General features: G+C 65.4%; 2 protein-coding genes (1 of these 2 cut by a window edge). Both read left to right on the top strand.

Annotated features, from left to right (window positions below):
• A protein-coding gene (locus EDE08_RS32200) for an amino acid adenylation domain-containing protein (RefSeq protein WP_502700655.1) crosses the window boundary here: on the top strand, positions 1-358 show its end. The gene continues 6,218 nt to the left of window position 1, outside the view; the window shows 358 of its 6,576 coding nt (coding positions 6,219-6,576); its start codon lies beyond the left edge, outside the window; it ends in the stop codon at positions 356-358.
• Positions 351-16,793 (top strand): non-ribosomal peptide synthase/polyketide synthase, encoded by a 16,443-nt coding sequence (locus EDE08_RS32195; RefSeq protein WP_131873188.1) that lies wholly within the window; start codon positions 351-353, stop codon positions 16,791-16,793. Before EDE08_RS32200 ends, EDE08_RS32195 begins: the two co-directional genes overlap by 8 nt.

The raw sequence follows: 16,793 nt of genomic DNA, 5'->3' as shown, positions 1-16,793 counted from the left end.
CGACCGCAAGGCACTGCCGGCGCCGGATCAGCCCACAGCGTCAGTCGAGCACGTCGCGCCGCGCACGCCGGCCGAGGCGGCACTGGCTGCGATTTGGGCCGATCTGCTGCGCCAGCCCAAGGTCGGTGTCACCGACAATTTCTTCGAGCTCGGCGGTGATTCCCTGATCGCCGTCCAGCTCGCCAGCCGCATCAAGCGCGATCTCGGCTACGACCTGCCACTCAACCGTCTGTTCGAAATGACGACTGTTGAAGCCATGGCGGCTGCGTTGGGCCTGGAGGACGAAACCGCCAAGCGGGGCGACGACATCGCCGCGATGCTCGACATGTTGAAGGAAGTCGAACTGTCCGATGAGTGACACGGCAACCACGCAGAAGCAGCAGCTGCGCGACATCTCACGGCGCCTGATGCGCCTCGATGCCGGCAAGCAGCACGCGCTCCTCTCTCAGCTTGCGGCGAAGGGCGTCAACCTCGCGATGCTGCCGATTGTGCGCCAGGAGCGCAAGCGGGCGTCGTTGTCCTTTGCGCAATCGCGTCTCTGGTTCCTGTGGCGGATGGACCCGGGCAGTGCCGCTTACAACATCTCGGCGACGGTGCGCGTGCGTGGCACGCTGAACCCGCGCGCGCTGCAACAGGCGTTTGATGCGCTCGTCGCCCGCCACGCTGCACTTCGCACGGTATTTCGGCAGGAAGGCGAGATCGCCGAGCAACGCATATGCGACCCGCGGCCCGTCGTATTGCGGCAGGTGTCCCTCGATGGCGATGACCGCGAGGGGCAGGCGCGCCTGCTGGCGCGGCGAGAAGCTTCGCTGCCGTTCGATCTCGAAGCCGGCCCGCTCATGCGTGCGGCGTTGCTGACGTTGGACGAGAGCGATCATTTCCTCGTCGTCAGTCTCCACCATATCGTCACCGACGGCTGGGCGATGGGCGTGCTGGTCGACGAATTCTGGAAGCTGTACGCGGCATTCGCGCACGGTGAAACGCACGCTCTACCTGAGCCGGAGATCGATTGTGCCGACTATGCCGAATGGCAGCGGCTCTGGATGAGTGCGGTCGACGGCACGCGGCAGGCTGATTACTGGACCAAGCGTCTTGCCGATCCGGCCGTGCTCCAGCTGCCGATCGACCGGGCGCGGCCGGCGGTCCCCGATCTTGCGGGAGCCGCACGCCACATTCCGCTCGATCCGGTATTGGCCGATGGCTTGCGCGCTCTGGCGCGGCGACACCGTACGACACTGTTTGTTGTCATGCTGGCGAGCTTCAAACTGCTGCTTTATCGCTACACCGGCCAGTCCGATATCAACATCGGTGTGCCCGTCGCCAACAGGCACCGCGACGAAACGCGCGGCGTGATCGGCTTGTTCGTCAACACCCTGGTGATTCGCACACAGATCGACGACCGCGCGGCGATCGCCGGCTTCATCGGTGCGGTCCACTCGGTCACGGTAGAGGCACAGGAGAACCAGGACCTTCCGTTCGAGCGGTTGCTCGAGATCCTCCAGCCAACGCGCAGCCTGAGTCAGAATCCGCTCTTTCAGGTCCTCTACAATCACCAGCACCGTCGGGCGTCGGGCAATCCACCGGATCGGACCGGCCTTCAGATCGAAAAGGTCGACGCCGACGTTGACACGGTTAAGTTCGATCTCGCGCTCGATACCGAAGAGGGGCCGTCGGGCGAAATTCGCGCGATCTTTACTTATGCGAAGGCGCTGTTCGAGACCTCAACGATCGAGCGCTTTGCCACGCATTGGACCACGATACTGAAGGCGATGGTTGCCGACGACATGCAATCGATCGCCGAGGTGGCGCTGCTTTCCGAGCAGGAACTGGAGAGGCTGCGCCAGTGGAACGATGGGAATGGTGGGACGACCGGTACACCGTTCATGCCGGTTCACCGGACTGTCGCACGGCTGGCGACCGAAACGCCCGATGCGCCGGCGCTGGTCTTCGGCGAGGATGAAATCACCTATGCCGAGCTCAACCGGCGCGCCAATCGCCTCGCGCACCACCTGATGCGCCTGGGCGTCGGGCGCTCCGACCTCGTCGGCATCTCGGCACGACGCTCACCACATCTCGTCGTGGCCCTGCTCGCGGTCTTGAAGACGGGTGCCGCCTATCTGCCGCTCGATCCCGAGCATCCGGCGAGGCGGCAGGTCGGCACCATGCGCGATGCCGGCGCGCGTATCGTGCTGGTCGACGCGGATGGTTCGGCGCTCACGCCGTCGCTGCCCGGCATCGAGGTCGTTTACCTCGGTGGGATCGACCTCGCGAGGGAGAGCGAAAGCGATCCGGAGATTGCGTTGGCTGCGACCAGCCTTGCCTATGTGATCTACACCTCGGGCTCCACTGGCGTCCCGAAAGGCGTCGCAGTCGAGCACGGTCCGTTCGCGATGCATTGTGAGGTGACGGCCCGGCTCTACGACATGGACCGGCACTCGCGCGAACTGCACTTCCTATCCTTCACCTTCGATGGAGCACATGAGCGGCTTTGGACCGCACTGACCTGCGGCGCCGCACTGGTGATGCGCGACGCAGATTTGTGGTCGGCCGAGCAAACCCTCGATGTCCTGCGCCGGCAACGCGTCACCAATGCCGGCTTCCCGCCCGCCTATCTACAACAGCTCGCCGAATTCGCGATGTGGCGTGGCGATCCGCCGCCGGTGGAGCTCTACTCGTTCGGCGGCGAAGCGATGCCCAAGGCCGGCTTCGACAAGGTCAAGCACGCGCTCAAGCCGCGCACATTGATCAACGGTTATGGCCCAACCGAAACCGTGGTGACGCCGCTGGTCTGGAAAGTCGAAGCCAGCGAGGAGATTGACGGCAATTACGCCCCGATCGGTCGTCCGGTGGGGCGCCGCTCGGCCTATATCCTGGACAATGATCTCAATGTCGTGCCGGTCGGCGTGATCGGCGAGCTGTTCATCGGCGGCGAGGGACTGGCGCGCGGCTACTGGCGGCGTGCCGAGCTGACGGCTGAACGCTTCGTCCCAGATCCGTTCGGTACGCCGGGCGCACGGCTTTATCGCACTGGAGATTTGGCGCGGTGGCGCGCCGACGGTGTGATCGAATATGTCGGCCGCTCCGACCACCAGGTGAAGATCCGCGGCTTCAGGATTGAGCTCGGCGAGATCGAAGCATGGCTGATGCGGCAAGCCGGGGTGCAGTCGGCTGTCGTCGTTGCCCGCGAGGCCGGCGTCAGCCGTCAGCTGGTCGGCTATGTCGCCGGCGATGGACCGTTCGACGAGGCGGCGATGCGCGCGGCACTTGCGGACGAGCTACCTGACTACATGGTGCCTTCCCGCATTATGCGGCTCGAACGGCTGCCACTCAGCGCCCACGGCAAGGTCGATCGCGACGCCCTGCCAGCGCCCGAAACACCCTTAGCAACCGCTGCGCATGTCACGCCGCGCACCCCGGCTGAGACGGTGCTCGCTGCGATCTGGGCTGAACTGCTCGGCCAGCCCGTCATCGGTGTCGAGGACAATTTCTTCGAGCTCGGTGGCGATTCCATCATCTCGTTGCAACTGGTCGGCCGCGCCCGCCAGGCGGGACTGCTGATCGAGCCGCGTGACGTCTTCCGGCATCAGACCTTGCAGGATCTGGCGCGCGTCGCGCGGAGTGAAAGCAAGGCGGAAGATGTCGTCGTCGAAGGCGATATCGAGGGCCGCGAGCATCCGTTGCTACCGATCCAGTTGCGGTTCTTCGGCGAGGATGCAGGGGACCGCCATCACTGGAACCAGGCTGTCCTGTTGAGACCGAAGTCGCGGCTCGATTGGCGATTTGTCGAGGGCACGGTCGGCGCTCTCGTCGCTCATCATGCGGCCTTGCGCCTGCGCTTCGAGAACATGGATGGCACTTGGCGTGCGATCTATGGCGCAACGCCGCCAATGTCGGAGCTGCTGTGGATTCGCAACGACGTCCGCGACGCTGCCGCTGTCACGAAAGTCGCTTCTGAAGCCCAGGCCAGCCTCTCGCTGGCCGGACCGTTGCTGCGCGTGGTCGGTATGGACCTCGCGGACGGCAGCCAGCGGCTTCTGGTGGTGGTGCATCACCTCGTCATCGACGGCGTGTCATGGCGTGTGCTGCTCGAGGATTTCGCGACGGCATACGATCAGCTTCGGCAGGGCGCGGCTTCCGTCACTCTGGCGAGGGGCGAGCTCTACGCATCTTGGGGTGCGCAGTTGCAGGCCTATGCCACGACCGACGAGCTGGTCGCCGAGTTCGGCTATTGGCTTGATCGAGGAGCGCATGCCGCGTTCCCCTGCGACGATGATCATGGCGGTGTCGACCGGGTTGCGGACAGTGAGGAAATTCTGCTCACGTTCGACGCAGAACTGACGACGCGGCTCCTGAAGGAGGCGCCATCCGCCTATCGCACCCAGGTCAATGATCTCCTGCTGGCGGCGCTTGCGCGGGCAGTCTCGCGCTGGGGCGCGATTGATGATGTTGTCGTCGAGCTCGAAGGGCATGGCCGCGAGGACATCTTCGCGGACATGGACGTGTCCCGCACCATTGGCTGGTTCACCACAGCGTTTCCGGTGCGCTTGCGGGCCGGCTCCGGTGACGACGCTGCGCTGATAAAATCGGTCAAGGAGGAGCTTCGCGCCGTTCCCAACCGCGGGCTGGGCTATGGGGTCCTGCGCCATCTCGGCACGGAGGCGCAGCGCAGCGCGCTTGAGGCGCTGCCTGAGCCGCGCATCGTCTTCAACTATCTTGGCCAGTTCGATTCCAGCATGGGCGGGAACAACCCGTTCCAACTCGCGGCCGAGAGCTCCGGGCCGACGCGCAGCGACAGCGCGCCGCTTGGCCGCTGGGTGAGCATCAATGGCCAGGTCGGCGAAGGGCAGTTGCGGCTGTCGTTCAACTATGGCCGCAGGCGTTACCGGCGAGTAACGATCGAGCGTCTCGCAGAGCATTATGCTGCGGCCTTACGCGAACTCGTTGCGCATTGCACGGGCGGTGCGCGCGGCGTGACGCCGTCGGACTTCGCGTTGTCGGACTTGAGCCAGGCTGATCTCGATGCGCTGGTCGCAACGATCGACTGTCGCGAGATTGAGGACATCTATCCGTTGTCGCCGATGCAGCAGGGCATGTTGTTCCACGCTCTGCGTGACGGCGAAAGTGGCAATTACGTCAATCAGATCGGCCTGGAGGTCCGTGGCCTCGATGCCGGCAGGCTGCGCGAGGCTTGGCACGAGGTCAGCTTACGGCATGCAGTGTTGCGAACCGGATTTGCGTGGCGTGAGCTGTCGGGGGCGGCACAGCAGGTGGTCCATCGCTCTGCGCATTCGCCGTTCGAGGAAGAGGACTGGCGCACGCAGGCGACCGCCATGGACGATGAAGAGCGCCGGGCCGCGTTGACGCGCGCCGCGCAGGCGGAGCGCGCCAGGGCATTCGACTTGTCGCAGGCGCCGTTGCAGCGGGTGCGGCTGATCAGGATCGACGAGACACGCCATTGGCTGATCTGGACACATCACCATATCCTGCTCGACGGCTGGAGCGCGGCGCGTCTGATGGCCGAGATCTTGCAGCACGAGCGCGGCGAGCGGCTGCCTGCCGTGCGGGGCCGTTACCGCGACTATATCCAGTGGCTGCAGAAGCAGGACCGCGAGTCGTCGACATCGTTCTGGCGCACCGCGCTGGCAGAATTGGATGAGTCCTGTGTCCTCGCGGCCACGCTGGGAGGACCTACAATCAAGGGCGCTTCCGGCCACGGTTCGCTGGACATGCTTCTCACGGCCGAACTGACGGCAGGCTTGCAAGCGTTCGCGAGGCGCGAGCGCGTCACGCTCAACACGTTGGTGCAAGGCGCGTGGGCGCAGTTGCTGCGTCGTCACACCGGCCAGCGCGCGGTCTGTTTCGGCGCGACGGTCTCCGGCCGACCCGCCGAGATCAGTGGCGTCGAGGACATGGTCGGCCTGTTCATCAACACGCTGCCCATCGTCGATCAGGCAAACCCCCAAGAGGAGGTGGGGGCGTGGTTACGCGAGCTCCAGGCGCGCAACATGGATCTGCGCGATCACGGCTGGATGCCGCTTTATGAAATTCAACGTCTTGCCGGGCGCTCCGGGCGTGCGCTGTTCGACAATATCCTCGTGTTCGAGAACTACCCGATCGATCAGGCGCTGCGAGACGAGAGCGAGAGCGGCAGCCGATTCGGCCTGGTCGAGCAGGTCTCGATCACCAATTATGCGTTGACGGTTGCGGTGTTCGCCAAGTCCGACGGCATCAATCTGGGCTTTCGCTACGACCGCAGCCGCTTTGACGACGATCAGATAAGGCATCTGCAAGCCTCGCTGTCGCAGCTGCTGGTCAGGATCGTGGAGGACGGGTCTCGTCCGCTTGGTGTGCTCGATAGCCTCGATGCCGACGAGACTCGGAACGTGCTCGGTTGGAGCGGCTGCGTTGAGGGGGCTCCGAAGTCTGGTGAGAGTATCGTCGCGCAGATTGAAGCACGGGCCGAGGCTTCGCCGTCGTCGGTCGCGTTGGTTTTCGGCGACCGCGAGATCAGTTATGGCGCGCTGAATGCGCGCGCCAATCGCCTGGCGTGGCGGCTGCGAGATCATGGGATCGGTCGCGACCGGCCGGTCGGCTTGGCGCTCGAACGAAGCATCGAGCTGGTCGTCGGCGTCCTGGCCGTTCTGAAGGCCGGCGGCGCCTATCTGCCGCTCGATCCGGACTATCCTTCCGATCGCCTCCTTCACATGCTGCGTGACAGCGGAACAGCGTTGGTGCTGACCCAGGAGCAGCTCTTGACGCATCTGGCGCCTGTGATCGCGGATGCGAGTGCCGAATCCTGGACCATTGATGGAGAGGACGAAGCTCGCATCGAAGTCTGCGCTGGTAATCCTGATGCAGCGCTCCATCCGGACAGTCTGGCCTATGTGATGTACACGTCGGGATCGACCGGCGTGCCGAAGGGCGTGGCCTGTTCTCATCGCGCGCTTGCGGCGCGGCTTGGCTGGATGCAGGCGGAATATCGCCTCGATTCCAGCGAGACTTTCCTGCACAAGACGCCATTCAGCTTCGATGTCTCGGTCTGGGAGATCCTGTGGCCGCTTGCGACCGGCGCGCGGCTTGCGATCGCGGCTCCGGGGGCGCATCGCGAGCCGCGGCGTCTCGTGGAGGCGGTCATCGCCCATGACGTGACGACGCTGCATTTCGTGCCACAGATGCTCGAGCATTTCGTGGCCGAGCCCGGCGCAGCGCGCTGCGCCTCGCTCAAGCGCCTGTTCGCGGGCGGCGAAGCGCTGTCGCTCGACCTGATGACGCGCGTGCTCGCGACGTTCCCCGGCGTCCGGTTCGACAATCGCTACGGTCCGACTGAAGCCTTGATCAACGCGACCTGCTGGACCTGCCGTGATGAAGGTGCGGCGCGCGTGCCGATCGGACAGCCCATTCCCGGCGTGACGCTCCGTATCCTCGACACTGATCTGAACCTGGTGCCGACGGGAGTGACTGGCGAGCTGTTTATAGGCGGTGCAGGTTTGGCGCGGGGCTATTGGCGGCGCGCGAGTCTGACGGCAGAGCGCTTCATTCCCGATCCCTTCGGCGAAACGGGCGAGCGGCTCTATCGGTCGGGAGATCTGGCACGCTGGCGGGCCGATGGTGCGATCGACTATGTCGGGCGTGCGGATCATCAGATCAAGATTCGCGGTTTCCGCATCGAGCTCGGCGAGATCGAGGCGCGGCTGCTCAAGCAGCCCGGCGTCCGCTCGGCGGTCGTGGTGGCGCGAGAGATCGGCGCCGGCCGCCAACTGGTCGGCTACGTCGCCGGCTCGGGTGAACTGGAAGAGGCGGGGCTGCGGACGGCGCTGTTGTCCGTCCTGCCAGATTACATGGTGCCGCCGAGAATTGCGGTGCTGGAGCGGCTGCCCTTGATGCCAAGCGGCAAGGTGGATCGCCAGGCGCTGCCGGTGCCCGACATGATTCATGGGAATGCGGAGCACCAGGCGCCGCGCACGCCCGCCGAGATCGCCTTTGCGGCGATCTGGGCCGAGCTGCTTGGCCAGCCAGCCGTCAGCCTCTGCGACAATTTCTTCGAGTTCGGCGGCGATTCCATCATCTCGCTCCAGATGGTGAGCCGCGCCCGGCGCGCCGGATACCTGATCGAACCGCGCGACGTGTTTCAGCATCAGACGCTGGAGGCGCTCGCGCTCGCGGCGCGGATCGAGCAGCCCATTGAGACGCTCGCCGATCAAGGGCCGGTCACCGGCCCGCATCGGCTCTTGCCGATTCAGTCCCGCTTCTTTGCGGAGGATACGGAAAATCGGGACCATTGGAACCAGGCGGTGCTGCTGCGGCCCAGAGATCGTCTCGACTGGGACGTGATGCGGCGCGCGCTCAGCGCCGTGGTCGATCATCACGACGCGCTGCGCCTCCGCTTCGAAGAGAGCCAGGAAGGCTGGCGTGCCGAGCACGGTGTTCCTCCAGCCGCGGACGTACTGCTCTGGGTCCGGCAGGCGGCCGACCGCGATGCTGTGACTGCGCTGGCATCTTCGGCGCAGGCAAGCCTGTCGATCTCCAACGGAGTGCTGTTGCGAGCCGTCGGTATCGACGTCGCCGATGGCAGCCAGCGTCTTCTGATCGTGATCCACCATCTGGTGGTTGACGGCGTATCATGGCGAATTCTGCTGGAGGACATCGCCTCTGCGTACACCCAGCTTGCGCAAGGTGATGCCACGGTCGCGCTTCCGCCCAAGACCCACGCTTACGCGCTGTGGGGACAGCGCTTGCGAGCCTACGCAACATCGCCTCAATTGGCGAGCGAACTATCTTACTGGACCTGCCGCCATGCGGGTGCAGACATTCCTTGCGACGACGATCATGATGGCGTCGACTGCATTGCAGATGCCGATGAGGTCCTGCTGACGTTCGAAAGCGAATGGACGCGGCGGCTGCTCGCGGAAGCTCCGTCGGCTTATCGCACGCAGGTCAATGATCTCCTTCTCGGCGGCCTTGCACGCGCCGTTTGGCGGTGGTGCGGACAGGACGACGTCCTCGTCGAGCTGGAAGGTCATGGCCGCGAGCACCTGTCCGGCGATCTCGACCTCTCGCGCACGGTCGGCTGGTTCACGACAGCTTTTCCCGTGCGATTGGCCGGTGGCTCGCAAGAGTCCTCGCTGTTGATCAAGTCGGTGAAGGAGGAGCTTCGTGGCATTCCCGGCCGCGGGCTCGGCTACGGCGTGTTGCGCTATCTCGGCTCGGAGGAGCAACGCACGGCGCTGTCGCATGTTGCCGATCCGAAGATCGCCTTCAACTATTTGGGCCAGATCGACGGCGGCGACGCTGAAGCGGTGCTGTTCGCGATGGCGGCGGAAAGTGCTGGTCCATCCCGCGATGCATTGAGCCCGCTGAGACGCTGGCTGAGTGTGAACGGCACGGTCCGCGATGGCCGGCTACGGCTGTCGTTCGGCTTCGGCCGCAAGCGCTATCGGCGCGAGACGGTCGAGCGATTGGCCGCGTTGTACGAGGCTGCATTGCATGAGCTGGTCGAACACTGCACCGGCGGCGCCTGCGGCCTGACGCCATCCGACGTGGCGTTGTCGGAGCTCGGTCAGGTCGAGCTCGACAGGCTTGCACTCGATTGGCGCGAGATCGAGGACATCTACCCATTGTCGCCGATGCAGCAGGGCATGTTGTTCCATGCGATGCATGACGGCGAGAGGGGGCTCTACGTCAATCAGGTCGCGGCGGAGATCCACGGCCTGGATACCGGAAAACTGCGTCGCGCCTGGCAGGCAGCCAGCGATCGTCATGCGGTTCTCCGGACCGGGTTCGTTTGGCGTGACCTGTCCGGAGCGCCGCAACAGGTCGTTTATCGTCGCGCCGAAGTGCCCTTTGTTGAAGACGACTGGCGCGAGCGAATTGAAGGGTGGGACCAGACACGGTTGGACGCGGCGCTGGTCGACGTCTCGCGGCAGGAGCAGGCCGCGGGGTTCGACTTGTCGCGACCGCCCTTGCAGCGCGTCCGGCTGATCCGGCTCGGCGAAGACCGGCATTGGCTGATCTGGACGCATCATCACATCCTGCTCGATGGGTGGAGCTCGGCGCGGCTGATCGCGGAGGTGATGCAGCATAGCGGCGAGGGACGTCTGCCGGCGCTGCAGTATCGTTACCGCGACTACATCGCGTGGCTGAAGGGCCGTGACAGCGACGCGCCGGCAAGGTTCTGGCGCGATGCGACAGCCGGGCTGGACGAGCCAAGTTTCCTGGCTGAAAGCCTGGCCGAACGGACAGAGGCGCACTCGTCCGGTCACGGCTCGCTTGCGCTGGAGCTGGATCCTGCGTTGACCGGACGGTTGCTGGAATTTGCGGCGAGCGAGCGGATCACGGTGAATACGCTGGTGCAGGCGGCATGGGCGCAGCTGCTGCGACAGCATACCGGCCAGAGGACGGTCTGCTTCGGTGTCACGGTGTCGGGCAGGCCGCCTGAGCTTGCCGGCGCTGAAGAAATGGTCGGACTGTTCATCAACACGTTGCCGGTCATCGACGGCGTCAGCCCGCAGCAGACTGTCGGCGCATGGCTGCGCGAGTTGCAGGATCGCAATTTGGCCTTGCGCGAGTTCGGTTCGACGCCGCTCTATGAGATACAGCGCCTGGCAGGGCGCCCGGGACGGCCGCTGTTCGACAGCATCCTGGTGTTCGAGAATTACCCGGTCGACCGCGCGCTGATCGGACAGAGCCAGCAGATCCAGGTCGGAGAGACCCGGATCGTCGAGACCAGCAATTACCCGTTGTTCGCAAGCATCGGCATCGACGAGCGCCTGCGCCTCGTCTTCAACTATCAGCGCAAGCACTTCGACGAGGCCCAGATCGCACGGCTGCAGCGAACCTTTGTGCGGCTGGTCGAGGCGTTGAGCATCGATGCCAATCGACCGGTCGGCATGATTGCGACCCGCGATCGCGCGGATGACGTCCTGCTCGCACGGGCGAACGACACGCGCAGAGATGTGCTGCGCAAGGGCATCGTCGCGCAATTCGAGGCGCAGGTCCGGACGTCGCCGGAAGCGATCGCGCTGGTGTTTGGCGAGACGGAGCTGAGTTACGCCGCACTGAATGCGCGTGCCAACCGGCTGGCGCGGCGATTGCGCGATCGCGGCGTCGGGACCGACGTGGTGGTCGGGCTGGCGCTTGACCGGGGCGTCGAGATGCTGGTGGCGCTGCTCGCCGTGCTCAAGGCAGGTGGGGCCTATCTGCCGCTCGATCCGGATTACCCGCCGGAGCGGCTGGCGTACATGCTGCGCGACAGCGGCGCGGCGCTGGTGCTGACGCAGACGGACTTGCACGATCGGTTCACCGCCGTGCTGGAGGAGACCGGTGCCGAGGCCTGGCTGCTCGACGCTTCGGATGGTGAGGCCGGGGATGCCGGCAATCTGGGTGTCGCCGTTCACGGCGAGAGCCTTGCCTATGTGATCTACACCTCGGGCTCGACCGGCCTGCCCAAGGGTGTGATGGTCCGCCACGATGCCGTGACGAACTTCCTGGCGACCATGGCGGAGCAGCCCGGCATGACCGCGAGCGACCGGGTGCTCGGCCTGACCTCATTGTCCTTCGACATCGCGGTCCTTGAACTGTGGCTGCCGCTGACGATCGGCGCCTGCGTGGTGCTGGCCGATCGTGCGGCCGCGCATGATCCTGCGCGGCTCAAGGCACTCGTGGAGCGACACGGCGTGTCCCTGATCCAGGCCACGCCGTCGACCTGGCGGATGCTGCTCGATCACGAAGGTCCTTCGCTGCCGGCGAACTGCCGGGTGCTGTGTGGCGGCGAGGCGCTGCCGCCGGATCTGGCGCAGCGGCTGGTGGAGCAGGCCGGCGAGGTCTGGAACCTGTACGGCCCGACCGAGACCACGGTGTGGTCGGCCCGCCATCGGCTCGAGGCGGCGGACGATCGTCCGCTGCTGGGCGGTCCGATCGGCAACACCACGCTGCACATTCTCGATGGTGATCTCAACCTGGCGCCAGTCGGCGTTGCCGGCGAGCTCTACATCGGGGGCGCCGGGCTGGCGCGGGGCTATTGGCGGCGTGGGGCACTGACGGCCGAGCGCTTCATCCCCGATCCGTTCGGTCCATCCGGCGCGCGGCTGTACCGGACCGGCGACGTGGCGCGGTGGCGCTCCGACGGCGTGCTCGACTATGTCGGCCGTGCCGATCACCAAGTGAAGATCCGCGGCTTCCGCATCGAACTTGGCGAGATCGAGGCGCGGCTGCAGGCGCAGCAGGGCGTCCGCGCGGCCGTGGTGGTGGCGCGCGAGGCCGGCGCCGGCCGCCAGCTGGTCGGCTATGTCAGCGGCGACGCACTGGACGGAGCCGGCCTCAAGACGGCCTTGTCCTCGATGTTGCCGGACTACATGGTCCCGGCGCGGATCGTGGTGCTGGAGCGCCTGCCGCTGACGCCGAACGGCAAGATCGACCGCAAGGCGCTGCCGGCGCCGGATCAGCTCGCGGCTTGCGCGGAGCACGTCGCGCCGCGCACGCCGGCCGAGGCGGCACTGGCTGCAATCTGGGCCGATCTGCTACGCCAGCCACAAGTCGGGGTCACCGACAATTTCTTCGAGCTCGGCGGTGATTCCATCATCTCGTTGCAAATGGTCAGCCGCGCGCGCCGTGAAGGCGTGCGAATCGAGCCACGCGACGTGTTCCGGCATCAGACCATCGAGGCACTGATCGCATCGTCCCGCGATGTGGACCTCGACAGGGCCACCCCGGCATCGGAGCGCGGCTCGCTTGCGGGCCTCTCGGTCGAGCAGCTCGAACGGCTCGGTCTCGACTGGGACCGCATTGAGGACGTCTATCCGTTGTCGCCCATGCAGCAGGGCATGCTGTTTCACAGCCTGCGCGATGCCGGCAGCGGCATCTATGTCAACCAAGTCAGTGTCGAGATCCGGGGTCTCGATCCGGAACGGCTCGGCAGAGCTTGGCGCGAGGTCGGCGCGCGTCATCAGATGCTTCGGACCGGCTTCCTGTGGCGGGACCTCTCCGGTTCTCCGCTGCAAGTGGTCTATCGCGATGCCATCGCTCCGTTCGAGCAGGAAGACTGGCGTGGGCAGGCGGTCAGTGATGATCGGATTGCGGCTGCCCTTGCCGATGAGCGCGCCGCCGAGTTCGATCTCCAGGCGCCGCCGCTCCAGCGGGTCCGACTGCTGCGGCTCCAGGACGACCTGTACCGGCTGATCTGGACCTATCATCACATCCTGATGGACGGGTGGAGCTCGGCGAGGTTCGTCGGAGACGTCCTGGAGCGCTATTACGGCGGGACTCCCGCCGCGAATGCGACGCGCTACCGCGACTACATCGACTGGCTGCTGGCGCAGGATGCCAAGGTAGCCGAAGGCTTCTGGCGCGAGCAGCTCAAAAGCTTCGACCAGCCGACGCAGCTCGCCGACGCTTTCGGCCCGCGCCGCCATCAGGCATCCGGCCACGAACGCTGTTACACGCGTCTAGGAGAGAGGGCGACGGCGGAGCTGAAGGCGTTCGCGCGCCGCGAGCGGGTTACGTTGAACACCATCGTCCAAGGCGTTTGGGCGCTGCTGCTGCAGCGCTATACGGGCCAGAGCACCGTGACGTTCGGCGTGACAGTGGCCGGCCGTCCGGCCAGTCTTGACGGATCGCAGCAGATGCTCGGGCTCTTCATCAATACGCTGCCCGTGATCGAAACGCTTCCGCCCGCCAGCACCATCGGAGAATGGCTGCGCGCGCTCCAGGACCGAAACTCGGCGATCCGGGACTACGAGCACACGCCGCTCTACGACATCCAGGGCTGGGCCGGCCGCGCCGGCCAGACCATGTTCGACAGCATCATCGTCTTCGAGAACTATCCGATCGAACGCAGCATGCATCGCGGCGACGGCGCGTTGCAGTTCAGCGGCCTGAAGAATGTCGACGTGACGAACTATCCGATGGATCTGTCGGTGCTCGTTGAAGATACGCTCCAGGTCGAATACACCTATATGCCGAGCCATTTCACGGCCGGACAGGCGGCGCAGATCAAGGCGCAGTTCGAGCATTTGCTAACGGCTCTGACGCGGGACGCAATGGCTCTGCTCGGCAACCTTGATCCTGTCACGGAGCTCGACGCCGCACTGGCAGATCGCTGCAATCGGAATGCCGCGGCGAGTGCTCCGCTGCCGCTGGTGCATAAGGCGATCAGCGGTCATGCGCAGCGCCATCCGGAGCGGACGGCATTGACCATAGGCAGCATGGTGCTCTCGTTCGGGGACCTTGAACGCAGGGCCAACCGTCTGGCCCATCACCTCATCGCCCGCGGGCTCAAGCCCGAGCAGCGCGTCGGCGTGGTGGTCGAGCGAACGGAAGCCACGATGATCGCGCTGCTGGCCGTCCTCAAGGCCGGCGGAGCTTACGTTCCGATCGATCCCGAGCTGCCATCGGCGCGGCGTGCGTTCGTCATGCGCGATGCCGCAATCGCGTTCCTGCTGACGGCACAGCTCAACATCGAGGACAGCCCGGATGGCGTCGAACGGATCTCGCTGTCCACGTTCGATTTCGGCGCAGGACCCGACCATCCACCGCAACCTGACCTGCATCCTGAAAACCTTGCCTATCTGATCTATACCTCGGGCTCGACGGGGACACCAAAGGGTGTCGCTGTCGCCCATGGGCCGCTGGCGATGCACTGTCACGTCACGGGCGGTCTCTACGAGATCGACGAAAGCTCGTGCGAGCTGCATTTTCTGTCACTGGCCTTCGATGGCGCTCATGAGCGCTGGCTGACGGTTCTGTCGCACGGCGCGCGGCTGCTGATGCGTGACGCCGAGTTGTGGACGCCGGAGCAGACGGTCGAAAACCTGCATGCCCATTGCGTCAGCCATATCGGATTGCCGCCGGCCTACCTCCAGCAGGTCGCGGAATGCGTCGAGCAGAACGGCAACCCGCCGCCGGTCAAGCTCTATTCGTTCGGCGGCGAGGCAATGCCGAAGGCTGGATTCGACAAGGTCAGGCGCGTTCTCAAGCCCCGTATCCTGATCAATGGCTACGGCCCGACCGAAACCGTGGTCACGCCGCTGGTCTGGAAGGTCGACGGGGCGGGTGAATGCGACACGTCCTATGCGCCGATCGGCGTTCCGGTCGGTGATCGCCGCGCTTACATTCTCGATGGCGCACTCGACATCATTCCTGCGGGTGTTGCCGGCGAACTCTATTTGGGCGGCTTCGGGCTGGCGCGTGGCTATCACGCTAGGGCTGGCATGACTGCGGAGCGCTTCGTGCCTGACCCGTTCTCGACGGTGCCGGGCGCCCGGCTGTACCGCACCGGCGATCTGGCGCGATGGCGCGATGACGGGACCGTCGAATATCTCGGGCGCAGCGATGATCAGGTCAAGGTCAACGGCTTCCGGATCGAGCTCGGAGAGATCCAAACCTCGCTGCTCCGTCACGAGGCGATCGCGCAGGCGGCGGTGGTGGCAGTCCCAAACGCGGCCGGAAACCAGCTCATCGCCTATGTCGCGCCGAAGGTGGCACGCGACGCCGCGCCAGGTGCGGCCGAGGCGTTGGTCGAGCGCTTGAGCGACTTCCTGAGACGGATCCTGCCGGCCTATATGGTGCCGGCTCGCATCATGGTGCTGGAGCGGCTGCCGACATTGTCGAGCGGCAAGATCGACCGTCGTGCATTGCCGACTCCCGATGCGTCGATACGCGGTTTCGTTGCGCCGCAAGGCCCGGCAGAGACAGCGATGGCCCACCTGTGGTCGGACATTCTGAACGTGCCGCAGGTCGGCGTCACCGACAATTTCTTCGAGCTCGGCGGCAATTCGATCCTGTGTCTCAAGGTCGTGGCACGGCTCCGCCAGGACAAGGCGTTCGGGATCGAGATCAAGCTGCGCGATCTGCTTCAGAAGCCGACGATCCGTGCGCTGCTCGCCGGCAGCGCCACCGCGGCGTCCGCCGTCGCGCCGGCGCCATCGGCGCTGCTAGCGTTGAATGCTGCGGTTGGCGGCGTAGCCCCCGTGTTCTGCGTGCATGGCGGCTTCGGCACGGTCTTCGACTATGTGCCGCTCGCGCGCCGTCTCGAAGGGTATCGGCAGGTGGTTGGGTTGCAGTCGAGAATGTTGGTCGATCCAACCTGGACCGACAGCTCGCTCGAAGCGATGGCCATGGACTATGCGGCCGAGATCAGGCGGATGCAGCCGCGCGGCCCCTACAGCCTGATCGGTTGGTCGCTGGGAGGGCTGCTGGCCGGTCTCGTTGCGGCCGAGCTCGAACGCGGTGGCGAGCGCGTCGAACGTCTTGCCATGGTCGACAGCTTCGTGCCGCTGCAGCCGGACGGATCGAGCCGGCCGGAAGCGATCGCCCACTGGGCGGATGATCTCGCTGGATTGCTGTCGGCGGTTCTTCCGGCTGCTGCGGCCTCTCGGATCAAGGCGCAAGTCGAGGCAGCGAAGCGTGCCGACTTGCCGGAGACTCCTGCGAGCATTCGCGATCTGGTCGCGGCCGTCGTAGAGAAGGACGGGAGCGTGAGGGCAGATGATGCGTCGCTAGGCGCGGACGATCTGTCCGCCGCCTTCGCTGTCGGACGACATCTCAACAGGCTGGCGCGGAACACCACGATTCCACGCGGCCTCGAAGCCACGCCGCTCTGCTGGTGGACGTCGGCTCGTCTGGCGCAGCGCGGTCGGCTGGAACTGCAGCTGCCGAAGGCGACCGATCGCGGCGTCGCAGGCCACAACCATTTCACGATCCTGAAGGAGGCCGGCCTTCTCGATGAGATCTGCGATCTGCTCGTGCCGGCGTCGGCATCGACGGTCGCACAAGATGCCGTTCCGGAACCGGCGGAGTAA

Origin of the sequence: Bradyrhizobium sp. R2.2-H (assembly GCF_004346455.1) — a bacterium.
Taxonomy (GTDB): Bacteria; Pseudomonadota; Alphaproteobacteria; order Rhizobiales; family Xanthobacteraceae; genus Bradyrhizobium; species Bradyrhizobium diversitatis.
Note: the sequence above shows the minus strand (reverse complement) of the source record. Positions and strands in the feature narration are given on the sequence as shown.

What these genes read in the sequence shown, in the direction of transcription:
- EDE08_RS32195 (WP_131873188.1), top strand. Translation starts at nt 351, where the DNA reads ATGAGTGACACGGCAACCACGCAGAAGCAGCAGCTGCGCGACATCTCA.